This is a genomic window from Streptomyces sp. NPDC059477 (assembly GCF_042749375.1).
In the GTDB taxonomy this organism is placed as follows: Bacteria; Actinomycetota; Actinomycetes; order Streptomycetales; family Streptomycetaceae; genus Streptomyces.
The window spans coordinates 1-23,878 of record NZ_JBHYUG010000097.1; the positions used below are offsets into that span (position 1 = coordinate 1).

Genomic DNA, 23,878 nt, shown 5'->3' on the forward strand with positions numbered 1-23,878 from the left:
CTCAGCGGGGTCCGCCCGGCACACGGACCGGCCGCCCGCCAGCCCGTACGGCCCCCCCACCCACCCACGCCGCGCCCCGCCGCGCCCGCGCCCCACCCCCCCCCCCACCCCGCACCACCAGGCGCCCCCCCCAGGACCCCCCCCCGCGCGCGGCGGCCCCCCCCCACCGCCGGTCAGTGTCCTGCTCGCGGGCGCGCTGCTGCTGCTCGTCGTGCTGGTGGCGGTCGCGCCGGGCCTGTTCACCGGCGTCTCGCCCACCGCGACCGACCCGCCGGCCGCGCTGCGCGGCCCCGGCGCCGAGTACTGGCTGGGCACCGACCAACTGGGCCGTGACCTGTACACCAGGATCCTGTACGGCGCCCGGCCGTCGCTGCTGCTGGGCTTCGGGTCCACGGTGATCTCGGTCGTGCTGGGCGCGGCGTTCGGGCTGGCCGCGGCGCTGGGCGGGCGGATCGCCGACCAGGTGCTGATGCGGCTGGCGGACATCCTGCTGGCGCTGCCCGCGCTGCTGCTGGCCCTGCTGATCGTGACCGTGCTGGGCGCGGGCACCGTCAATGTGATGACCGCGATCGGTATCGCCTTCGTTCCCGGGTACGCCCGGCTGGTGCGGGCGGAGGCCATGGTGGTGCGGCGTTCCGGGTATGTGGAGTCGGCGGTGGCGCTGGGGCTGCCGCGGCGGTCGATCGTGCTGCGGCATGTGCTGCCGAACGCGCTCGCACCACTGCTGACCCTGGCGACCGTCGGGTTCGGTACGGCGCTGATCTCGGCGTCCGGGCTGAGCTTCCTCGGGCTCGGTCCGGCCGCGCCCTCGCCGGAGTGGGGGGCGCTGCTCTCCGCCGGGCGGGACTTCCTCCAGACGGCGTGGTGGATCGGGGTGTTCCCGGGTGCCGCCGTCACCGTGACCGTCATCGCCGTGAATGTCGTCGGCCGCCATGTCCAGCAGCGTTTCACCCGGAGGTCCGCCCGATGAGCGTCACCGAGTCGCCGCTGCTGAGCGTGGAGGGCCTCGACGTCTCCTTCGGGCGCGGCGAGCCGGTCCGTGCCGTACGGGATGTGTCCTTCACCCTGCGCCGGGGCGAATGCCTCGCCGTGGTCGGCGAGTCGGGGTCGGGCAAGAGCGTCACGGCCCGCACGCTGCTCGGGCTGACCGGCGCGCGGGCCCGGGTCGCGGCCCGGCGGCTGGTTTTCGACGGCGTCGATCTGACGGCCCTGTCCGAGCGGGAGTGGCGTGGCATCCGGGGCCGCCGGATCGGGCTGGTGCTCCAGGACGCGCTGGTCTCGCTGGACCCGTTGCGGACGGTGGGCGCCGAGATCCGCGAGACGCTGGCCACGCACCGTCTGGCGCGGGGCGCCGAGGCGCGCGAGCGGACGCTGGCGCTGCTGTCGGACGCAGGGATCCCCGATCCCGCGCGCCGGGCGGCCGAGCGTCCGCATCAGCTGTCGGGCGGGCTGCGGCAGCGGGCGCTGATCGCGTCCGCGCTGTCCGGGGCGCCGGAACTGCTGGTGGCCGACGAGCCGACGACCGCGCTGGACGTGACCGTGCAGGCCCAGATCCTGGACCTGCTGGGCCGCCTGGTGGGCGACGGCACGGCCGTGCTGCTGATCAGCCACGACCTCGCGGTGGTGGCGCGGCTCGCGGACCGGGTGGCGGTGATGTACGGCGGGCTGCTCGTCGAGCAGGGGCCCGCCCAGGACGTCCTGAAGGATCCCCGGCACCCGTACACCAGGGCCCTGCTGGCGGCCGTCCCCACCTTCGCCTCCAAGGGCGGCCCGCTGTCCGTCCCGGCCCCGCCGGGTCAGGCGGCGGCGGGCCCCGACGGCTGCCCGTACGCCGCGCGCTGCCCGTCATCCGACGATCGCTGCCGCACGCGGCTGCCTGCGGCGACGGCGGACACGGGCGGGCATCTGACGTTGTGCTGGTATCCGGACGGGAGATCCCCGGGGGTGTCCGTCCCTGGGGTGTGGGGTGCCGGGGTGCTCTCGGGGGGTGGGGTTTCGGCTCCGCTCGACACGCCTTCGCCGGACCGGGGTACGGCCCCTTCGGGCGAGGTGCTCTCGCGGGGTGGCGCCTCGGCTCCGCTCGACGCACCTTCGTCAGGCAGGGGTACGGGCCCTTCGGGCGAGCCGTCGCCGGACCAGCGGGCGGTCCGGTCCGGCCGGCCCACGTCGGACAAGGCAACCGCACCTACCGACAGCCCCGCGCCGGGCCACGGCGACGGCGTCTCCGACGAACCTTCGGCGGACGGCCTGTCCGGCATACCGTCGACGGGCGCCCCCGCGCCACTGTCCGGCACGCCCTCGCCGCGCACGGAGTCTCCGGACGACCCGTCACCGGCCGCCAGGCCCACCACGCCGCCCGACGCCCCCGCGCCGGACAACGGCCCGGCCCCCTCCCGCGTACCCGCGCCCCGCAAGGGCGGCGACGCGTCCCTCCGGAGCGCGACGCGGCCCCGAACCCCGTCGTCCGCCCCAACCCCTGCTTCCGCCCACATCCCCTCGCCCGCCCGAACCTCCGCGTCCACCCCGGACACATCCGCCCATCAGGATCCTCACGGCGCCCTCGCCGAACCCGGGCAAGGCGCCCAGCACGAACCCCTGTTGGACGTGCGGGGCGTCTCCAAGACCTTCCGGTCGGCGGACGGGGGGGTCTACAGCGCCGTCGAGGACGTGTCGTTCCGGATCATGGCCGGGGAGACGCTCGGGCTGGTGGGTGAGTCGGGGTCGGGGAAGACGACCACGGCTCGGATGGTGCTGGGGCTGGTGGAGCCGGACGAGGGGGTCGTGCGGTTCGAGGGGGAGGCGTGGAGCGGGCTGCCGGAGCGGGAGCGCCGGGCGCGGCGTTCGCGGCTCCAGGTGGTGCATCAGGATCCGCTCGGCTCGTTCGATCCCCGGCACGATGTGCGGCGGATCCTGGCCGAGGCCGTGGCGCGGGCGGGGGTGCCGCGCGGCCGGGCCCGTGCCGCGCGGGTGACCGAACTGCTCGGGCAGGTCGGGCTGTCGGCGGCGCTGGAGGAGCGGCGTCCGCTGGAGCTGTCCGGCGGGCAGCGCCAGCGGGTGGCCATCGCGCGGGCGCTGGCCACCGGGCCCCGGCTGATCGTGTGCGACGAGCCGGTGTCGGCGCTGGACGTCTCGATCCAGGCCCAGGTGCTCGATCTGCTGGCGGACCTCCAGCGGGAGCTGGGCGTGGCGCTGTTGTTCATCTCGCACGACCTGGGCGTCGTGCACCACGTCAGCGACCGGGTCGTGGTGATGAAAGATGGGCGCCTGGTCGAGTCCGGGCCGGTCGCACAGATCTTCGCGAACCCCCGGCATCCGTACACCCGGGAGCTGTTGACCTCGCTTCCCCGGCCCGAGCGGACCCAGGAAGGACGAGAATCGCGGGCATGACGACCAACCTCGACACCGACCGCTGGATCCGGCGCTTCCACCCCGGCGCGGGGCGGGCCCCCCGTCTGGTGTGCTTCCCGCACGCGGGCGGCTCGGCCGGGTTCTACCGCCGGCTCTCCGAACTGCTGCACCCTCGGGTGGAGGTGCTGGCGGTGCAGTACCCGGGGCGGCTGGAGCGCCGGGACGAGCCGCTGTTCACCGAGATCGCGCCGCTGGCGGACGCGATCGCCGGGGTGCTGGAGCCCTCCTGGGGGACACCGCCCGCGTTCTTCGGGCACAGCATGGGCGCGGTGGTGGCCTACGAGACGGCCCGGCGGCTGGGCGCCCGCACGGGTGCGGGGCCGGTCGCGCTGTTCGCGTCGGGGCGGCGGGCGCCGTCCACCGTGCGCGACGGCGAGCGGCTGCATCTCGCCGGGGACGGGGAACTGGTGGCCGAGATCGTCCGGCAGGGCGGCACCCCGCCGGAGCTGCTGGCCGACCCCGAGATGCGCGCCCTGGTCCTGCCCGCGCTGCGCGGCGACTACCGGGCCATCGAGACCTACCGCCACGGCCCCGGCCCGCGGATCACGGCCCCGGTCACCGTCCTGGTGGGCACCGGGGACGCGAAGGTGACGGCGCGGGAGGCCCGCGCCTGGGAGGGGCACACCGACGGCACGACCGAGGTACTGAGCTTCGACGGCGGTCACTTCTTCCTCGCCGAACAGCCGGAGCGGATCGCCGCGGTGATCCGCTCCCGGTTGCTGCCGACCACGGCCGGAAGGCCGACTGCGGCCGGAGGGCCGACCGCGACCGGAGAACCGACCGCGACCGGAGGACCGACCGCTCCGAGGGGCGACTGAAACCCGGCCCTCTGCTCTGTACCTGCCCGACGCGGATGTCAGCGCCGATGTCCGCGCCATGTACGACGCCACCGCGAGATGTCGGATGGGGAGCCTGCTGTGGTCTTGGTGGAACGCGAGATTCAGGTGAGGCGACTGCGAGAGCTGCTGGCGGACTGTCTCCAGGGCAGAGGCGGCGTGGCGGCGCTCAGCGGACCGGTCGCCGGCGGGAAGACGGAACTCCTCCATGTCCTGGGCGAGCACGCGGCGGCGGCCGGAGCCGTCGTGCTGCACGCCACGGCCCGTTGTTCCGAGTCCGGGGTCGAACTCGGCGTGATGGGCCAGATCTTCCGGCACCAGCACTTCTCCCCCGCCGACCGGGAGCGGGCCCTGCGCCCGTACGAGCCGGGCCCGGTCATCGCGCCGTGCGACGCGGACCTGCTCACCCACAGCCCGATCCCGGCGCAGGTCAGCCAGGTGCACTGGCAGTTGCTGCGCGCCCTTGCGGAGCGGACGCCCGTGGTGGTGATCGTCGACGATCTGCACTTCGCCGACGCGGCCTCCCTGGACACCCTCACCTATGTGGGACGGCTGCTGCGCACCACGCGGCTGCTGCTGGTGGTGGCCGAACGGGACACCGCGTCGGGCACCAGCACCACGGAGCTGTCCTGGCGGACCTCGCTGGTGCGCCAGCCGCATGTCACCCGGCTCCGGGTCCGCCCCCTGACCCCGGCGGGCACCCGGGAACTCCTCACGGAGCTGATCGGTCCGTATCTCGCGGGCGCGTCCTGGCACCGGCTCAGCGGCGGCAACCCGCTGCTGCTGCGCGCCCTCGCCGAGGACCACCACGACCGTACGGCCGGGCTCCCGCCACCGGCCGGGCCCGGCCTGGTGGAACCGTCCGTGGGCGAGGAGTACGGCCGGGCGGTGGACGCCTGTGTCCGGCGGGCCGGGGAGCAGCACCGGGACACGGCCCGCGCGCTCGCGGTGCTGGACGCCTCGGGTTCGGCACGCCACCTGGCCCGGCTGACGGGCCGCCCGCACCACCTGGTCGAGCGGGCCCTGGCCGTGCTGGACGGCTGCGGTGTCCTGGACGAGGGCCGCTACCGGCATCCGGTCGCCCGCGCCGCCGTGCTGGCCGGGATGCCGGCCGCCGAACGGGCGCTGCTGCACCGGGACGCGGCCCGGCTGCTGCACGCCGCCGGGGAGCCCGCGTCGACCGTCGCCGTGCATCTGGCGGCGGCCCGGCACAGCGAGGAGCCGTGGGCGTTCCCGGTGGCCCTGGAGGCCGCGCGGGAGGCGCTGCGCCGGGACGACACGTCGTTCGCCGAGGCGTGCCTGGACGTGGCCGAGGCGGCGGCGGGTGACGAGGACCGGCGGGTGACGGTGACCGTGCTGCGCAGCCTGGTCGACTACCGCACCGACCCCGACACGGCCTGCCGGCGGCTGCGCCCGCTGATCGCGGCGCTGCGCGAGGGCCGGCTGTCGGGCTGCCAGATCGTGACGCTCCTCGGCCGGCTGCTGTGGACCGGCGGCAGCGACGAGATCGCCCTCGCCCTGGGCCGCCTCGAACGGTCCATGGACGCGCTGGACGCCCGGGTCACGGCCGAGTACCAGGCCGTACGGCAAGGGCTGTACGCCTCGCATCCGGCGCTGCTCCCGCGGCCCGCCGCCCGGCCCCGGCCGCCCCGCCGGTCGCTGGTGCGGGGCGCCGAGGGGGCACCGCCGCGGATGTCCGGCGTGCTGAACCGGCTGCTGCGCTCGGGCCCCGGCCCGGACGCCGTGCGCAGCGCCGAACTGGCGTTGCAGACGACCGCGCTGGACGACGGCAGCTTCCCGGCCGTCCATCAGGCGCTGTCGGTGCTGGTGTACGCCGACCGGGCCGATCTCGCGGCGCCCTGGTGCGACCGGCTGGTCGGGGAGGCCGCCGCCCGCGATGTCCCCACCTGGCAGGCGCTGTTCGCGGCGCTGCGGGCCGAGGTGGCGATGCGCCAGGGTGATGTCCTGCTCGCGGAGGGGTGCGCCCGGCAGGCGCTGGGGCTGCTGTCGCTGCGCGGCTGGGGGGCGCTGATCGGCTCGCCGCTGGCCACGCTGGAGCTGGCCGCCGCGGCGACGGGCCGGGCGGAGGCGGGCGGGCCGCCGGTGGCGGCGCTGCCGGAGCAGCTGTTCCAGACCCGGTTCGGGGTGCAGTATCTGCACGCGCGCGGCCGGTGGCGGCTGTCGGTGAATCTGCTGCACGGCGCGCTGGACGATCTGACCCGGTGCGGGCGGCTGATGCGGGAGTGGGACATCGACCTGCCGGCGTTCGTGCCGTGGCGCGGCGACGCGGTGACGGCGCTGCTGCGCCTGGGCCGGACGGAGGAGGCCCGGCGGCTGGCCGTGGAACAGCTCGCGATGGTGCCGGTGACCCAGCCCCGGGCGCGGGGCATGGCCCTGCACACGGCCGCGTCGGTGGCCGATTCCCGGCGCCGGGCGACCCTGCTGCGGGAGTCCGCCGATCTGTTGGACGCGGCCGGGGACCGGCTGGAACTGGCCCGGGTGCTGGCCGATCTGAGCGAGGTGCACACCCGGGCGGGGCAGAGCGGCCGGGCCCGGATGGTGGCCCGGCAGGCCCTGGACATCGCCGAGGACCAGGGTCTGGCCCCGCTGTCGCGGCGGCTGGCGGCCCGGGAGGCGCCGCCCGCGCGTCCGGAGCGGGGCGGCGGCAGCGGCCGGGTCGGGGTGCTGAGCAGTTCGGAGGCCCAGGTGGCGTCGCTGGCGGTCGCCGGGCTGTCCAACCGGGAGATCGCCGAGAAGCTGTTCATCACGGTCAGCACGGTGGAGCAGCATCTGACGCACACCTATCGCAAGCTCCGGGTGAAGGGACGGTCGGATCTGCCGCTGTCACTGCTGGCGGCGGTGGACGGCGGACCCGAGCGGCAGGCGCCGGCGGAGGGGGTGCGTCAGGCGCCCGCGTCAGAGCGTGTCGGGGGCCGCCCGTAGCGGCAGTCCGAGCAGCCCGCGCAGGGTGCCAGCCTCGTAGGCCTTGCGGAACACTCCCCTGGCCTGGAGTTCCGGCACCAGCTCGCGGGTGACGGCGGTCAGGTCGTGGGGCAGCTCGCCGGGCCGCAGCCGGAACCCAAAGAGCCCGGCCCGCTGCCACTCCAGGAGCAGCTCGGCGAGTTCACCGGGAGTGCCCGTGACGATGTGCGCGTCGGAGGTGAACTCGCTGCCGTGCGCCTCGTCCAGGCGCGCTTTGCGGGCGGCGGCCTCGCCCGGGGTGGCGTCGAGGAAGACCACGAGGTCGGCGAAGACGTGCACGGTCTCCTCCGCGCGCCCGGCGGCGGCCTGCGCGCCCCGGATCTCCTCGACGGTCGCCCGCGCCTCCTCGGCGCTGTGCGGGGTCACGGACACCACATCGGCGGAGCGGGCCCCGTAGCGGTAGGGCAGGCTGATGTGGGCGAGGGTGAAGACCAGCGGGTGGCCCTGTGGGGAGCGCGGGGCGAGGGCCGGTGAGTCGATGGTGAGCCAGTCACCGGCCGTCCCGCCGAGGGGCTCGATCGTGGTGAAGCTGCCGTGCGGGTCGGGGTCGGCCGGGGCGAACCGGCCGGGTGCGAGCGCCCGCAGCTCCTTCTCGTCGTCCACGCCGTCCCACAGGGCGCGCACGACCCGGACCAGATCGGCGGCGCGTTCGAAGAGTTCGGCCATCGGCCGCTGCACCTCGGGCGTGAACAGCTCCGCGAGCACGATCGGGCGGGCCGGGGTCACCTGCGTACGCCAGCCGGCCCGGCCGCCGGTCAGCTGGTCGAGCGTGGCGATGGCCCGTGCGATGCGGGTCGGCTGGACCTGGTCGAGCACCCCGGTCGGCACCAGCCCGATGTGCTCGGTGCGGGCGGCGAGCGCGGCGGCGACGAGCAGCGCGTCCAGCCGGTGTCCGACGGCGCTGCCGTCCGCCGGGCGCTTCGGCGGGTCCTCCAGCGTCACGAAGTCGAGCAGCCCGCGTTCGGCCTCCTCGACGAGTCCGGCCCAGTGGGCCAGCCCGTAGGGGTCGCCGTCGGGGGCGCCGGACGCGGGGTGCCAGCCGGTGGCGTCCAGGGCCACGGCGAGATGGAGGGGGTGGGACGCGGTCATGATGGGCTCATTCCTTGAGGCGCGAGTACAGGTGCGGGTACGGGTACGGGGGTGAGTACGGGTACGGGGGTGAGTTCGGGTCAGGGGAGGGGTCGGGGACGGGGAGGGCACGGTCCTGGGTCGGTCGACGGTCCGGACCGGGCGCCACCGCGTCGGCGGCGGACCGGCCGACCGGGGTTCAGCCGACCGGCCGGTCCACGGCGTTCAGCCACTCCTCCACCGCCGCCGCCGTGGTCGCCGAGTGCTCCTCCAGGACGGAGAAGTGGTCGCCGGGCACGTCGGCGGTGGTGTGCGGGAGGCGCCAGAAGGCGCGGGTGTCCTCGGCGGGGAGGCCGTCGGGCGTGCCGGGCAGCGGGTCGGTGGCCCGCAGGAGCAGGGTCGGGGTGGTGACCGGCCGGGGCTCCCAGGGGCCGAAGGTGCGCAGGTAACTCCCCATCGTCGTCAGCCCGTTGTCGTTCAGTCCCAGCTCGAACGCGTCGAAGCGGGCGACCATGCCGTTGATCATCGCGGGCATCCACCACTCCATGCCCGGCAGGGCCGCCGTGTCCATCGGGTACGTGTCGACCATCGCGAGGCCCGCCGGGGGTGTCCCCCGGCGTTCCAGCTCGGCCGTCACGGCGTGGGCGACACAGCCGCCCAGGGACCGGCCGAGCAGCGCGAACGGCCGCCCCCCGGCGAGCCGCTGGACCGAGTCCGCCTGCATCGCGACGAAGGTGTCCGCCGTGTCCGGCACCGCGCTGTCGGGCGCGTATCCGGGCGCCGGTACGGCCCGGACGTCCCGGCGCCCGTCGAGGGCCTGCCCGAAACGGGCGTACTCGTGCGGACCGGACAGGGCGGTCAGCGCCGGGAAGCAGATCAGCGGAGTCGGGGCGTCGCCCCGGGCCAGGACGACCGGTTCGACGGCGTGCCGGGCGCTGTCCGCCGCGGCGAAGGTGTCCCGCAGCCGGGCGGAGGCCACGATCACCTCGGTGGCGGCGGTGATCTCCTGCGCCGCGCACAGCCGCAGGTAGAGGTCCGTGAGCGGTCCTTCCCGGCGTGCCGTCTCCGGCCGTTCCCGCAGCAGTTCGCCCAGGTGACCGGCGAGGTCCTGCGGGGTCGGGAACCGGATGGTGAGGGCCCCGGCGAGGGACAGCCCGGTAGTGGCCGCCAGCCTGGCCCGCAGCTCCACGGCGGACAGCGAGTCGAGCCCGGCCTCGACGAACGGCCGTCCCGCGCTCACCGAGTCCACCGCCGCGTACCCGAGCACCCCCGCCGCCTGTGTCCGTACGAGATCCAGCAGGGCGGCGTCCAGGGCGGGGCCGGTGAGCCGGGCGTGGCGCTCGGCCCAGCCGGGGCCGGGGTCGGCTGTCGTGGGGGCGGGCAGTGCCGGGGCGTCGGTGGTGCTGCGGCCCACGGTGGCGTCGAGCCAGTGCCGGCGCCGCTGGAAGGCGTAGGTGGGGAGGTCGGCCGGGTGCGGGTCGAGCCCTTCGAAGGCGGCCGACCAGTCGACGGGCAGACCGTCGGCGTGGAGCCGGCCCAGCGCCGTGAGCAGGGTCGCGGCCTCGGGGCGGCCCTTGCGCAGGACGGGGGCGAGCACAGCGGCCCGGACGCCGCCAGCGGAATCATCGGCATTCAGGATGTCCCCGGCCATCGCCGTGAGCACCGCGTCCGGTCCCACCTCCACGAACCGCGTCACGCCCATCGCGCGCAACTCCCGCACCACATCCAGGAATCGCACGGCACCGCGGGCATGCTCGGCCCAGTAGTCGGCGGACCCCAGCTCCCTTTCACCCACCTGGGTGCCGGTCAGGTCGGAGACCACCGGGAGGGCGGGCGGGTGGTAGTGGACGGCCTTGGCCGTGCGGCGGAAGTCGTCGAGCATGCCGTCCATGCGCGAGGAGTGGAAGGCGTGGCCGACCCGCAGCCGGGCGGTGCGGCGGCCCCGGGCCCTGAGGCCGGCGGCGAGGGCGAGGACGGGTTCCTCGTCGCCGGACAGGACGACCGCGCGGGGCCCGTTGACGGCGGCGATCGACACCGCCCCCGCACTGTCCCGCAGCGCCCCGGCGATCTCCTCCTCGATCTCTTCCTCGGTCGCCTCCACGGCCGCCATCGCGCCGCCCGGCGGCAGTGCCTGCATCAGCCGTCCGCGCTCGGTCACCAGCCGGGCCGCGTCGGGCAGGGTGAGCACACCGGCCGCGTGGGCGGCGGCCAGCCCGCCGATGGAGTGCCCGGCGACCACATCGGGCCGTGTCCCCCAGGACTCCAGGAGCCGCAACAGGGCGATCTCCACGGCGAAGAGGGCGGGCTGGGCGTACTCCGTGCGGTCGAGCAGATCGCCGTGCCCGTCGGACAGGACCGCCGTACGCACCGGGTGGGTCAGATGGGGTGCGCGGTGGCGGTCGAGTTCGGCGGTGACGGCGTCGAAGGCGCGGGCGTAGGCGGGGAACCGCTCGTACAGCTCCCGTCCCATGCCCGCCCGCTGGCTGCCCTGTCCGGTGAACAGGAACGCCGTACGGCCGCCGGATGTGCCGCTCGGTGCGGGTCCGTCCGCCACCGCGTGCAGGGCGCGCAGGGCTTCGTCGCGGTCGGCCGCCACGACGACCGCGCGGTGCGGGTGGGTGGCCCGCCGGGTGGCCAGGGACCAGGCCACGTCCAGGGGCTCGGCCTCCGGGTGGTCCTGGAGGTGCCGGGCGAGGTGGGCGGCCTGGTCGCGCAGGGCCTGTGGCGAGCGGGCGGACAGCGGCCAGGGCAGGACGGCGGAGGGGCGATCGCCGGACCCCGGGGCTTCCTCGGCGTCGTCCCGCGGTGGCTGCTCCAGGATCACGTGCGCGTTGGTGCCGCTCACGCCGAACGCGGAGACACCGGCCCGGCGGGGCCCTTCGCCGTCCGGCCAGGGCCGGGCCTCGGTGAGCAGACGGACGCCGCCGTCCGGCCACTCGACATGGGGTGTGGGGGCGTCCACGTGCAGGGACCGGGGCAGGACGCCGTGGCGCAGGGCCTGCACCGCCTTGATGACGCCCGCGACCCCGGCCGCCGCCGCCGTGTGCCCGATGTTGGACTTGAGGGAGCCGAGCCACAGCGGCCGGTCGGCGGGGCGCTGGTCGCCGTAGACCTCTTGGAGGGCCTGGATCTCGATGGGGTCGCCCAGGGTGGTGCCCGTGCCGTGCCCCTCCACCAGGTCGACGTCCCGCGCCGACAGGCCCGCGTCGGCCAGGGCCCGGCGGATGACCCGCTGCTGGGCGGGGCCGTTGGGGGCCGTAAGACCGTTGGAGGCGCCGTCCTGATTGACCGCCGTACCGCGCACCACGGCGAGCACGGGATGTCCCAGCCGCCGCGCGTCCGAGAGCCGTTCCACCAGCAGCAGCCCCGCCCCCTCCGCCCAGCCCGTGCCGTCCGCGCCCGCGGCGAAGGCACGGCAGCGGCCGTCCGGGGACAGTCCGCGCTGGCGGGAGAAGGCCACGAACCCGGCGGGCGTCGACATGACGGTGGCCCCGCCCGCGAGCGCGAGATCGCACTCGCCGCCGCGCAGCGCCCGCACCGCCAGATGCAGCGCCACCAGGGAGGAGGAGCACGCGGTGTCGACGGTCACCGCCGGGCCCTCGAAGCCGTACGTGTACGAGAGCCGTCCGGAGGCCACGCTGGCGAGATTGCCGATGCCCAGGTGGCCCTCCAGTTCGGCGGGGATCCGGTCGAGGCGGGAGTGGTAGTCCTGTCCGGCCAGCCCGACGTACACGCCGGTGGCGCTGGAGCGCAGGCTCGCGGGGTCGATGCCGGCCCGTTCGAACGCCTCCCACGAGGTTTCCAGCAGCAGCCGCTGCTGCGGGTCCATGGCGAGCGCCTCGCGCGGGGAGATCCCGAAGAACTCCGCGTCGAAGTCGGCGGCGTCGTAGAGGAATCCGCCGTGCCGGGCGTAGCTGGTGCCGGGCCGGTCCGGGTCGGGGTCGTAGAGGGCGTCGAGGTCCCAGCCCCGGTCGTCGGGCCAGGGGCCGATGGCGTCGCCGCCCGCCGCGACCAGGTCCCACAGGCCGTCGGGCGAGGTGATGCCGCCGGGCAGCCGGCAGCCCATGCCGATGACGGCGATGGGCTCGCGCCGGGCGGCTTCCACCTGGTCCAGGCGGCGCCGGGCCTCCCGGCTCTCGCCGAGGGCGCGCTTGAGGTACTGCCGGAGCTTGTCCTCATCGGCCACGGCCGGCCTCCTCGGTGCCACGCTCGCCGGTTCCGTACGCCCGTCCGTCGTGCATCACGCCTCGCTGTCCATCAGCTCGAAGAGTTCGTCGTCGGTCGCCGCGTCCAGGTCGAGATCGTCGGCGGGGTGCGGGAGGTCGGCCCAGCGGGCGGCCAGGGCGCGCAGCCTGGCGGCCAGTTCGGGCCCCTCGGGGTCGTCGGGGGTGATCCGCTCCAGCAGGGCGAGCGCGTCGCCGCGGGCCGGGGCGTGGTCGGCCGGGGTGGCCGTGGTGGGCAGCAGGGTGGCGAGATGGGCGGCGACCGCCGTGGGGGTCGGATGGTCGAAGACCAAGGTGGCGGGGAGCCGGTGGCCGAGGGCGTCGGCGAGCCGGTTGCGCAGATCGACTGCGGTCAGCGACTCCAGGCCGAGTTCCTTGAACTGCCGGTCGGCGCCCACGTCCTCGATGCCGTCGTGGCCCAGCACCTCGGCGGTCTGGCGGCGCACGAGGTCGGTCAGCTCCGCCGCGCGCTCGGCGGGCGCGAGGGCGGCGAGCCGGGACGTCAGGGTGACCGTCGTCGCTTCGCCGTCGTCGCCGAGGTGGACGGCGGTGTCGCCCACGCGAGCCGTCGGCGCCCCGGCGTCGAGCCAGAAGCGGCGCCGCTGGAACGCGTACGTCGGCAGCTCCACCCGGCGCGGGCGCAGTCCCGCGAAGGCCGGGGACCAGTCGACCGGTACCCCGCTCGCGTGCACCGCGGCGGCCGAGGCGAGGAAGCGGTCGAGGCCGCCGTGGTCGCGCCGCAGGGTCTCCGTCACGGTGGTGTCCGGGGCGTTCGCCGCGTCGACGGTGTCCTGGATGCTCGCGGTCAGTACGGGGTGCGGGCTGACCTCGATGAAGACGGTCCGCCCCGCGGCCACCAGGTCCTGGACGACGGGCGCGAAGCGCACGGTCTGGCGGATGTTGCGGTACCAGTAGGTCCCGTCCAGGTCGGCCGGGTCGGCGAGGGCGGCCGTGACCGTGGAGTGGAGGGGGAGGTGGCCCGGGTGCGGGGTGACGAAGGCGAGCCGTTCGAGGAGTTCGGTCCTCGCCTCGTCGATCACCGGGGAGTGGCCCGCGACCGTGGCCGCCCGGATCCGCCGGGCGCGTTCGCCGCGCTCGGCGCACAGGGCGAGGAGTTCGTCCAGGGCGGTGTCGTCGCCCGCGACCACAGCGGCGGACGGGCCGTTGACCGTCGCCACCGAGAGCCGTCCCGGCCAGGCCGCGATGCGCTCCTCCACCTCGGCGAGCGGCAGCGCCAGCGAGACCATGCCGCCCTTGCCGACCAGTCCGGCGAGGATCCGGCTGCGCTCGACGACGATCCGTGCCGCGTCCTCCAGCGTCAGGATCCCGGCGACCGTCGCGGCGGCAACCTCTCCCTGGCTGTGCCCGACCACCGCGTCCGGGTGGACCCCGTACGCCTCCCACTGGGCGGCGAGGGCGACGAGCACCGCCCACAGCGCGGGCTGCGCCACGTCCACACGGTCGAGTGAGGGCGCCCCGGGCCGCTCGCGCAGGACATCGAGGAGCGACCAGTCGAGGTGGGGTGCCAGCGCCCGCGCGCAGTCCTCGACGCGCACCGCGAACACCGGGGAGGAGTCCAGCAGCCCTTGGGCCATCCCGGCCCACTGCGAGCCGTGCCCGGGGAACACGAACACCGTCCGGGTGCCTTCGGCGGCGGTTCCCCGTACGAGGTTCCCGGCCGGTTCGCCGCGTACCAGAGCGGCGAGGCCCTCGGCGGCGGCCTCGCGGCCGGCGGCGATCACCACCGCGCGGTGGTCGAAGGGCGAACGGTCGGAGCGCAGCGCGTGCGCGATGTCGGCGCCGGTGTCCCCTGTCCCCGTCCCCTCGTCCAGCAGGGTGAGGAGCCGTTCGGCCTGACCCGCGAGGGCGGTGGGGGTGCGGGCGGAGAGGACCCAGGGCAAGGGGGTGCGGGTGCCGTTCGACGAGGCGGGTGGGGGTGTCTCGGCGTCGGCGGGGCGTTCGAGGATGACGTGGGCGTTGGTGCCGCTCACCCCGAACGACGAGACACCGGCACGCAGCGGCCGTCCGTCCGCCGCCTCCCACGCCCGCTGTTCCGTCAGCAGCCTTACGCCGCCGGAGGCCCAGTCGACATCGCGGGCGGGCGCGTCGACGTGCAGGGTCCTCGGCAGGACACCGTGCCGCATGGCCTGGACCATCTTGATGATCCCGGCGACTCCGGCGGCGGCCTGGGTGTGCCCGATGTTGGATTTGAGGGAACCGAGCCACAGCGGCCGGTCGGCGGGCCGGTCATGGCCATAGGCGGCGACGAGTGCCCGTGCCTCGATGGGGTCGCCGAGGGTGGTTCCGGTGCCGTGTCCCTCCACGGCGTCGACGTCCCGCGCGGACAGGCCCGCGTCGGCGAGCGCCTGGCGGATGACCCGCTGCTGGGCGCTGCCGCTGGGCGCGGTCAGGCCGTTGGAGGCGCCGTCCTGGTTGACGGCCGTGCCCCGCACCACGGCGAGCACGTGATGCCCCAGCCGCCGCGCGTCCGAGAGCCGTTCCACCAGGAGCAGCCCCGCGCCCTCGGCCCAGCTGGTGCCGTCCGCCCCGGCGGCGTACGCCTTGACCCGCCCGTCGAGGGCGAAGGCGCGGTGCCGGGAGGTGGCGACCATCCCGGACGGCGAGGCCATCACGGCCACCCCGCCCGCGAGCGCCAGATCGCACTCGCCGCCGCGCAGCGCCCGCACCGCCAGATGCAGCGCCACCAGGGAGGAGGAGCACGCGGTGTCGACGGTCACCGCCGGGCCCTCGAAGCCGTACGTGTACGAGACGCGCCCCGAGGCCACGCTGGCCGCGCTGCCGTTGTGGAGGTAGCCCTCCAGCTCGGGCGGGAGTTCGTGCAGGCGGGAGGCGTAGTCGTTGTACATGACCCCGACGAACACGCCCGTGTTGCTGCCGCGCAGGGCGGCGGGGTCGATCCCGGCCCGTTCGAACGCCTCCCAGGACGTCTCCAGCAGCAGCCGCTGCTGCGGGTCGGTGGCGAGGGCCTCGCGCGGGGAGATCCCGAAGAAGTCGGCGTCGAAGTCGGCGGCGTCGTGCAGGAATCCGCCGTGCTGGGTGTAGGTCCGGCCGGGGCGGTCGGGGTCGGCGTCGTAGAGGGACTCGGTGTCCCAGCCCCGGTCGGTGGGCCAGGGCGTGATGGCGTCGGTGCCGGTGGCGACCAGGTCCCAGAGGTCGTCGGGCGAGCCGACCGAGCCGGGCAGCCGGCAGCTCATCCCCACGACGACGATGGGGTCGACGTCGAGGGCCGGGGTCACCGGCGCGGGCGAGTCCGCGCCCGTTGTCTCTCCTCCGCCCTCCCCGACGATCTCGGCGAGCAGGAAGCGGGCCAGCGCCTTGGGGGTGGGGTGGTCGAAGACCAGCGTGGGTGACAGACGCAGGCCGCTGGCCGTGCCGAGCCGGTTGCGCAGTTCCACGGAGGTCAGCGAGTCGAATCCGAGGTCCTTGAAGGCCCGGTCGGCGGCGATGCCCGTACGGTCGTCCCGCCCGAGGACGGTCGCCGCCTCGGCCCGCACCAGCGCGGCCAGGTGCTCTTCGCGCGCCGCCGGTTCGAGGGCGCGCAGCCGTGCGGCGAGGGAGGAGGTGCCGGATTCCTGGGACGCGGTGGACGCCGTCCGGGCGACGGGCCGCCGGGTGCGGACGAGATCCCGCAGGACCGCCGGGAGCTGGACGGGGTCGGCGCCGTGGCGCAGGGCGAGCGGGACGAGCAGCGGATCGTTCGCCGTGGTGGCCGTGTCGAACAGGGCGAGGCCCTCGGGGGTGGTGAGCGGACGGGTGCCGTGGCGGGCGTTGCGCCGATGGTCGGCGCGGTCGAGATGGCCGGTCAGTTCGCTGCTCTCGTCCCACAGCCCCCAGGCGAGGGAGGTGGCGGGCAGGCCGTGTGCGCGGCGGTGGGCCGCCAGGGCGTCGAGGAAGGTGTTGGCGGCGGCGTAGTTCGCCTGTCCGGGCACGCCCAGGACGCCCGCGGCCGAGGAGAACACGACGAACGCGGTGAGGCCGGTGTCCCGGGTGAGTTCGTGCAGGTTCCAGGCGGCGTCGGCCTTGGGGCGCAGCACGGTGTCCAGGCGGGCGGCGGACTGGGCGGCGAACACGCCGTCGTCCAGGGTGCCGGCCGCGTGGACGACGGCGGTCAGCGGGCGGTCGGCCGGGATGGCGTCCAGGACGGTCCGCAGGGCGTCCCGGTCGGCCGCGTCGGCGGCGGCGAGGGTGACGGTGGCACCCAGGCCGGTGAGTTCGGCGGCGAACTCCTCTGCGCCGGGTGTGCGCCCGCCCCGCCTGCCGGTGAGCAGCAGGTGGCGTACGCCGTGCTCGGTGACGAGGTGCCGGGCGATCAGTCGGCCGAGCAGGCCGAGGCCGCCGGTCACCAGGACGGTGCCGCCGGGTGCCGCGACTGGCCGGTCCGGAGTGAGGGTGGCCGGGGCGAGGCGCGGTACGAAGGCGGCGCCGCCCCGGAGGGCCAGTTGCGGCTCCGTGGCCGCCGCCGTCGCCGTCGCGTCGAGCAGGTCACGGGACGCGTCGGTCCCGTCCGTGTCCACCAGCAGCAACCGGCCCGGATGTTCGGACTGCGCGGCACGCAGCAGACCCCAGACGGCGGCCGTCGTCAGATCGGGTGCCTCTTTGTCGACGGACACGGCTCCCCTGGTGAGTACCGCCAGCCGTACGGCGTCCAGTTCGGGGCGGGCGAGCCAGTCCTGGACGAGGGTGAGGACGCGGTCGAGCGTGGCCCGCGCGAGCGCCGGTACGTCCGCTGTGGCGGCGGGCGAGGACGGGACCTCGTACCAGACCGTGTCCGGAAGGTCGCGTCCGTCGGTGAGTTCCGCCGGGCCGGTGTCCCCGAGGAAGACGGGCGTGCCGGTGGGGGGGCCGTCGGGCAGCGGGAGCGGCTGCCAGCCGGGGCGGTACAGGGGCAGGGCGGCGGTCCCGGGGGCGAACTGCGCCGCCGGGAGCGGCCGGTAGGAGAGTGCGGCCACGGAGACGACGGGGGTTCCGGCCGTGTCGTGGGCGTCCAGGGAGAGGCCGCCGTCGGCGGTGGGGGTGAGGCGGACCCGCAGGGTCGTCGCGCCGGAGGCGTGCAGGCGTACGCCGCGCCACGCGAACGGCATCAGGGCCCGGCCCGGCTCCTCGGGCGTCTCGGTGGTGAGGGCACAGGCGTGGAAGGCCGCGTCGAGCAGCGCCGGGTGCAGTCCGAACTCCCCCGCCGCCGCGCGCTCCTCGTCGCCGAGCGTGACCTCGGCGAAGGTCTCCGGCCCGCGCCGCCAGGCGGAGCGCACGCCCTGGAAACGCGGCCCGTAGACGACACCGGATTCGGCGAGACGGTCGTAGAGGCCGTCCAGGGGCACGGGGATGGCCTGCGGCGGGGGCCAGGCGCCCGGCGGGTCCGCGAGCTGGGGTGAGGGTGTGGTGTGGGTGAGGTAGCCGGTGGCGTGGCGGGTCCAGTCGGTGCCGTCGGGGGCATCGGTGGCGTCGGCGCTGTCCTGCGGGCGCGAGTGGAGGGTCAGGGCGTGACGGCCGTCGGCGCCGGGGGCGGTCACGGCGAGCTGGATCTGGACGGCGCCGGTCGCGGGCAGGGTGAGCGGGGTCTCGATCACCAGTTCGTCCACGGTGTCCGCGCCGATCTCGTCGGCGGCGCGGACCGCCAGTTCCAGCAGGGCGGTTCCGGGGACGACGATCCGCTCGTGCACGGTGTGGTCGGCGAGCCAGGGCTCGGACTTGGCGGAGAGGCGGCCGGTGAGGAGCAGGCCGTCGCCGGTGGCGGGGCGCAGGGCCGCGCCGAGCAGGGGGTGCCCGGCGGGGCGCAGTCCGAGGTCGGTGGCGTCCGCCGGTTTGGTGGCCGGCGCGAGCCAGTAGGGGCGCCGCTGGAAGCGGTAGGTGGGCAGGCCGGTGACGCCGGGTTGCCGTGCGTCGCCCAGTGCCGGGCTCCAGTCCACCGGCACTCCGTGGATCTGCGCCCGGGCCACGGAGGTGAGCAGCCGTGCCGGTCCGCCGTCGTCGCGGCGCAGGGTCCCGGTGACCGTCACCGGTCCGGCGTCCACCGCTTCGGCGGTCTCCTGCACGGCGGTGGTCAGCACCGGGTGCGGGCTGGACTCGACGAAGAGGTCATGGCCCTCGGCGACCAGCTTGCGGATCGCCGGTTCGAACAGGACGGTCTGCCGGAGGTTCGTGTACCAGTAGTCGGCGTCCATGCGGGTGGTGTCGAGCCAGTCGCCGGTGACGGTCGACAGCACGGGCACGCGCGCGGGCTTCGGGGCGACCGGGGCGAGCGCGGTCAGCAGGTGCTCGCGGATCCGTTCGACCTGGGGGGTGTGCGAGGCGTAGTCCACGGCGATCGCACGGGCGCGGACGCCGTCCCGTTCGCAGGCGGCGACGAGTTCGGCGAGGGCGGTGGGCTCGCCCGCGACGACGACGGCGGACGGGCCGTTCACCGTGGCCACGGCGATCCGGTCCCCCCAGGCGGCGATCGTCTCGGTGGCCCGGTCCAGGGGCAGCGCCAGCGACACCATGCCGCCACCGCCCGACAGCGCCCCGAGGGCCCGGCTGCGCAGCGCCACCACGCGGGCCGCGTCCTCCAGCGACAGGGCCCCGGCGACGTACGCGGCGGCGATCTCGCCCTGACTGTGCCCGACCACGGCGTCCGGCCGTACCTCGTACGACTCCCAGAGCCGGGCGAGGGACACCATCACCGCCCACAGCGCGGGCTGCACGACGTCCACCCGGTCGTGCCCGGGAGCCCCTTCGGCGCCGAGCAGCACCTCCGTCAGGGACCAGTCGGTGAACGGCTCCAGGGCGTCGGCGCATTCGGCGACGCTCGCCGCGAACACGTCCGAGGTGTGCAGCAGTTCGCGGGCCATGCCGGGCCACTGCGAGCCCTGCCCGGGGAAGACGAACACGGTACGGGGGTCGGGTCCGGCGCTTCCTCGTACGACGCCGGGCGCGGGCTCGTCCGCCGCGAGGGCGTCGAGTCCGGCGAGCAGGGTGTGCGGGTCGGCGCCGACGACGACCGCGCGTTCCTCCAGGGCGGCCCGGCCCCGGGCCAGTTCGTGGGCGAGGGCCGGGAGGGGGGTGTCGGGGTGGGAGCGCAGGTGGGTGGCCAGGGCGGCGGCCTGGGCGGTGAGGGCGGGGGCGGTGCGGGCGGAGAGGAGGAGGGGGAGAGGCCGGGGGCCGGTGTCGGTGTCGGTGTCATTCGCCGGGAGGCTCACGGTCGGCCCCTGAGGCGTGTCCTCGGTCTCGGGCGCGTCCTCGGGTGCCTGTTCCAGGACGATGTGGGTGTTGGTGCCGCTCATGCCGAACGCGGACACTCCGGCCCGGCGGGGCCGGCCCGTCTCGGGCCAGGGCCGGTGCTCGGTCAGCAGGGAAACCGCGCCGGACGCCCAGTCGACGTGCGGGGAGGGCGTGTCGACGTGCAGGGTCTTCGGGAGGACGCCGTGCCGCATGGCCAGGACCATCTTGATGATCCCGGCGACTCCGGCGGCGGCCTGCGTGTGCGCGATGTTGGATTTCACCGACCCGAGCCACAACGGACGCTCCGGCGCCCGCTCCCGGCCGTACGTCGCGAGCAGCGCCTGGGCCTCGATGGGGTCGCCGAGGGTGGTCCCGGTGCCGTGCGCCTCGACCGCGTCGACCTGCGCGGCCGTGAGCCCGGCGTCGGCGAGGGCCTGGCGGATGACGCGCTGCTGCGCGGTGCCGTTGGGGGCGGTCAGGCCGTGCGAGGCGCCGTCCTGGTTGGCGGCGGTGCCCCTGATGACGGCCAGCACCCGGTGCCCGTGGCGCCGGGCGTCCGAGAGCCGTTCGACGAGCAGCAGTCCGACGCCCTCGGACCAGCCGGTCCCGTCGGCGGCCCCGGCGAACGCCTTGCAGCGGCCGTCCGGGGACAGCCCCTGCTGCCGGGAGAACTCCACGAAGGTGGACGGCGTGGACATCACCGTCACCCCGCCCGCCAGCGCGAGATCGCACTCCCCCGAGCGCAGTGACCGTACGGCCAGATGCACGGCGACCGATGACGCCGAGCAGGCCGTGTCGACGGTGACGGCGGGGCCCTCCAAACCGAAGGTGTAGGAGATCCGGCCGGAGGCGACGCTCGCCGCGTTGCCCGCCAGGATGTAGCCCTCCAGGTCCTCGGGGACACCTCCGGGCGGCGGGGCGTAGTCGTTGCCGTTGGTGCCGACGAACACGCCCGTGCCGCTGCCGCGCAGGCTGTCGGGCCGGATGCCCGCGCGTTCGAAGGTCTCCCAGGCCGTCTCCAGCAGCAGCCGCTGCTGGGGGTCCAGGGCCAGCGCCTCACGCGGCGAGATACCGAAGAAGTCGGCGTCGAAGGCGCCGGGGTCGGCGAGGAAGGCGCCATGGCGGGTGGTGGAGGTGCCGGGGCGGGAGGCGGGCGTGACCGGTCCCCCGGGCTCCCCGGCGTCAGCGGCCTCTGCCGACTCTCCGGCGAACAGCGTGGCCAGGTCCCACCCCCGGTCGTCCGGGAAGTCGCCCACCACCTCGCCGCCCTCGGCGAGCAGTTGCCACAGCTCCTCGGGGGAATCGATACCGCCCGGGAAGTGGCAGCCCATCCCGACGACGGCGATGGGCTCCCGGTCGCTCTCCTCGGCCTCGCGCAGCTTCCTGCGGGTCGTGTGCAGTTCGGCGGTGACCCGTTCCAGGAGGTGCCGCATGCGGCTGTCGTTCATGAATCCACCCTTCGTGCGCGTTGCCGGCTCAGGAGATGCCGAGTTCCTTGCCGATGAAGTCCATGAGTTCGTCGTCGGTGGCGGCGGAGAGCGTGCCGGAGACGTCCTGGTCCGTCGTCCCCGGTACGTCGACGGTGGCGTTGTCCGGCGGTGCCGCCGGGTCGGGCCCGGTGAGCCGCTCGTACAGCAGGTCGGCGAGCGCTCGTGGCGTGGGATGGTCGAAGACGACGGTGGTGGGCAGGCCAAGGCCCGTGTGCCGGTTCAGCCGGTTGCGCAGTTCGACGGTGGTGAGGGAGTCGAAGCCCTGCTCCTTGAACCCCCGGTGGACGTCCACGGAGTCGACGGCCCGGCCGCCCTGCACCTCGGCGACCTGCGTCCGGACGAACCGGAGCAGCAGCCGCCGCCGGTCGTGTTCGCCGCGTGCCGCCGCCAGTTCGGCCGCGAGCCCCGTCGGTCCGGTGGGCCCGGTCGATCCATCGCCGGAATCGGGGCCCGTGCCGGACGCGGCCTCCGGTGCGCCCGGGACCAGGGCTTCGAGGAGCGGATGGGACCGCAGGGCGGCCAGCGCCGCCCAGTCGCCATGGCACACCACGAGGTGGGTCTCGTCCTGGTCGAGGGCCTGTTCCAGCGCGCGGACGGCGAGTTCGGGCGCCATCGGCAGCAGTCCGCGCCGCGCGAGCTGCCGTGCGCCCTCGTCCCCGGCGATGCCCTCCCCCGCCCACAGCCCCCAGGAGACGGAGGTGGCCGCAAGACCGGCGGCCCGCCGCTGGTGGGCGAGGGCGTCCAGGTAGGCGTTGCCGGGGGCGTAGTTGGCCTGTCCGGGGGTGCCGAGGACGCCGGTCACGGAGGAGAAGAGCACGAAGGCGGTCAGGTCGAGGTGCCGGGTGAGGTCGTCGAGGTGGCGGGCGCCCGTCGCCTTGACCCGCAGGACCCGGTCGAGCCGCTCGGGGGTGAGCGCGTCGAGCGGTGCGTCGTCGAGGACGGCGGCGGTGTGCACGACGGCGGTCAGCGGGTGCTCGGGGGGCACGGAGTCGATGACCTGGGCGAGTGCCGCCCGGTCGGCGACATCGCAGGCCGCGAAGGTGACCTGGGCGCCGAGGGCGGTCAGTTCGTCGCGCAGGGCGTCCGCGCCGGGTGCCTCGGCGCCGCGTCTGCTGAGCAGGAGCAGCCGGGCGGCGCCCTTGCGGGCCAGCCACCGGGCGGTGTGCCGGGCGAGGGCGCCGGTACCGCCGGTGATCAGGACCGTGCCGGTGGGCCGCCAGTCGGCGGTGGGCCGGTCGGCGCGGGCGGGGACCAGTCTGCGGGCGAGCAGTCCTTGCGGGCGCAGGGCCAGCTCGGCCTCCCGGTGCCGGCCGGTCACGGCGTGTACGACCTGTGCGGCGGCGGTGGCGTCGGCCCGCTCGGGCAGGTCGAGGACACCGCCCCAGCCGGGAGTCTCGGTGGCGGCGACGACGCCGAGTCCCCACACCAGGGCGGCGGTGGGGTCGAGGGACTGCCGGTCGTCGGTGCCGGTGGTCACGGCCCCGTGGGTGAGCGTCCACAGCGGGGCGGCACCGCCCGTGGTCTCCCACGCCTGGATGAGGGCGGTGGTGGTGGCGAGGCCGGACGTTCCCGGGGCCGGGTCCTGCGGGAGCGCCAGCAGGGAGAGCACCCCGGTCACCGGCGCGGCGGTGGCCTTCGCAAGGAGCCCTGTCAGAGACACGCGGTCGAGCTGGTCCGGCGGCACCACGACCCGCTCGACGCCGACACCCGAGTCGGCGAGGGCCCGCGCCAGCAGGGGGCCCCAGGCGTCGTACGGCCCCGTCCGCTCCGGCAGCAGCAGAAGCCAGCGGCCCCCGGTGGCGCGCGTCGGCGGGTCGGGTACGGGCTGCCACCCGACCCGGTGGCGCCAGCTGTCGATCTCGGCCGTGCGCCCGCGTTCCGTGTGCCATGCGGCGAGGGCGGGGAGTACGGCGTCCAGGGCCGCGCGCTGATCGGTCCCGGTGAGGCCGAGCGCGGTGGCGAGGGAGGTCGCTTCCTGACGCTCCACCAGTTCCCAGAAGGGTCCGTCGGGCGCGGCCGTGGGGGTGGGGCGCTCGGGCTCCTGGTACCAGTGGCGCTGCCGCTGGAAGGCGTACGTGGGCAGCTCCACCCGGCTGGGTCCCGAGCGGCCGATGACCGCTGCCCAGTCGACCCCGGCGCCCCGGGCGTGGATCGCGCCGAGGGCGGTGAGCAGGGTCTCCGGCTCGGGGTGGCCCCGGCGCAGGGACGCGGCGAGGGCGGGCGGGGGTGTGTCCTCGGCGGGGCTGCCCTTGAGTCCCTCCTGGGCGAGGGCGGTGAGGACCGCGTCGGGGCCCAGTTCGAGGTAGGTGGTGACCCCGTCCGCCTCCAGCCGCCGTACGACGTCCAGGAACCGGACCGTGCCGCGCGCGTGGGCCACCCAGTGGTCGGGCGGGATCGGCCGGTCCGGGGTGAAGAGGGTGCCGTCGAGGGCGCTGAGCAGGGGGATGCGGGGTGGCCGGTGCGTGAGGCCGTCGGCGATCAGGGCCAGTTCGTCCGTCATCGGGTCCATCAGCGGGGAGTGGAAGGCGTGACTCGTACGGAGCCGGCTGGTCCGGCGGCCCCCGGAGCCGGTTCGAGCCGGGGTCCGAACGGACACCCCCCGGAACCACACACCTCTACAAACCACCACCAACAGGTGTCTGAACATCAAAAC

Annotated in this window: 7 protein-coding genes and 3 pseudogenes; 4 read left to right on the top strand and 6 right to left on the bottom strand. The window is 75.6% G+C overall.

Annotated features, from left to right (window positions below):
• The 4 genes from ACFXAZ_RS32690 to ACFXAZ_RS32705 all read left to right on the top strand — a co-directional run.
• The coding region (locus ACFXAZ_RS32690; RefSeq protein ID WP_384598511.1) for an ABC transporter permease at window positions 1-970 on the top strand (970 nt) is incomplete at its 5' end.
• Window positions 967-3,387 carry a dipeptide ABC transporter ATP-binding protein gene (locus ACFXAZ_RS32695; RefSeq protein ID WP_384598513.1) on the top strand — a complete coding sequence of 807 codons (2,421 nt, stop codon included), beginning with the start codon at window positions 967-969 and terminating at the stop codon, window positions 3,385-3,387. The genes ACFXAZ_RS32690 and ACFXAZ_RS32695, both read left to right, overlap by 4 nt.
• Complete coding sequence (locus ACFXAZ_RS32700) at window positions 3,384-4,226, top strand: thioesterase II family protein (RefSeq protein ID WP_384598515.1); 843 nt, start codon at window positions 3,384-3,386, stop codon at window positions 4,224-4,226. Before ACFXAZ_RS32695 ends, ACFXAZ_RS32700 begins: the two co-directional genes overlap by 4 nt.
• Window positions 4,227-4,304: 78 nt before the next feature.
• A complete protein-coding gene (locus tag ACFXAZ_RS32705; protein ID WP_384598518.1) occupies window positions 4,305-7,187 on the top strand; it encodes an AAA family ATPase in 2,883 nt (960 codons plus the stop codon).
• On the opposite strand, the gene ACFXAZ_RS32710 is transcribed toward ACFXAZ_RS32705, so the two are convergent.
• The 6 genes and pseudogenes from ACFXAZ_RS32710 to ACFXAZ_RS32735 all read right to left on the bottom strand — a co-directional run.
• The gene (locus tag ACFXAZ_RS32710) at window positions 7,161-8,315 is read right to left on the bottom strand and encodes an LLM class flavin-dependent oxidoreductase (protein ID WP_384598520.1); all 1,155 of its coding nucleotides are present in this window, start codon (window positions 8,313-8,315) and stop codon (window positions 7,161-7,163) included. The two genes, ACFXAZ_RS32705 and ACFXAZ_RS32710, sit on opposite strands and share 27 nt — an antisense overlap.
• Window positions 8,316-8,493: 178 nt before the next feature.
• Window positions 8,494-12,462 (bottom strand): annotated as a pseudogene (locus ACFXAZ_RS32715) (type I polyketide synthase); the annotation flags it as partial.
• Window positions 12,463-12,534: 72 nt separating this feature from the next.
• Window positions 12,535-21,183: a type I polyketide synthase gene (locus ACFXAZ_RS32720; protein ID WP_384598522.1), complete on the bottom strand. Its 8,649-nt coding sequence runs from the start codon at window positions 21,181-21,183 to the stop codon at window positions 12,535-12,537.
• A gap of 28 nt (window positions 21,184-21,211) precedes the next feature.
• Window positions 21,212-21,838, bottom strand: a complete 627-nt coding sequence (locus ACFXAZ_RS32725) for a beta-ketoacyl reductase (protein WP_384598530.1) — start codon at window positions 21,836-21,838, stop codon at window positions 21,212-21,214.
• Window positions 21,839-21,958: 120 nt separating this feature from the next.
• A pseudogene (locus ACFXAZ_RS32730) lies at window positions 21,959-22,912 on the bottom strand (beta-ketoacyl reductase); the annotation flags it as partial.
• A gap of 198 nt (window positions 22,913-23,110) precedes the next feature.
• Window positions 23,111-23,872 (bottom strand): annotated as a pseudogene (locus tag ACFXAZ_RS32735) (acyltransferase domain-containing protein); the annotation flags it as partial.
• Window positions 23,873-23,878: the final 6 nt, after the last annotated feature.

Coding starts and splice junctions, on each gene's coding strand:
- ACFXAZ_RS32695 (WP_384598513.1), top strand. CDS start 967: ATGAGCGTCACCGAGTCGCCGCTGCTGAGCGTGGAGGGCCTCGACGTC.
- ACFXAZ_RS32700 (WP_384598515.1), top strand. CDS start 3,384: ATGACGACCAACCTCGACACCGACCGCTGGATCCGGCGCTTCCACCCC.
- ACFXAZ_RS32705 (WP_384598518.1), top strand. CDS start 4,305: ATGTCGGATGGGGAGCCTGCTGTGGTCTTGGTGGAACGCGAGATTCAG.
- ACFXAZ_RS32710 (WP_384598520.1), bottom strand. CDS start 8,315: ATGACCGCGTCCCACCCCCTCCATCTCGCCGTGGCCCTGGACGCCACC.
- ACFXAZ_RS32720 (WP_384598522.1), bottom strand. CDS start 21,183: ATGAACGACAGCCGCATGCGGCACCTCCTGGAACGGGTCACCGCCGAA.
- ACFXAZ_RS32725 (WP_384598530.1), bottom strand. CDS start 21,838: ATGGCGCCCGAACTCGCCGTCCGCGCGCTGGAACAGGCCCTCGACCAG.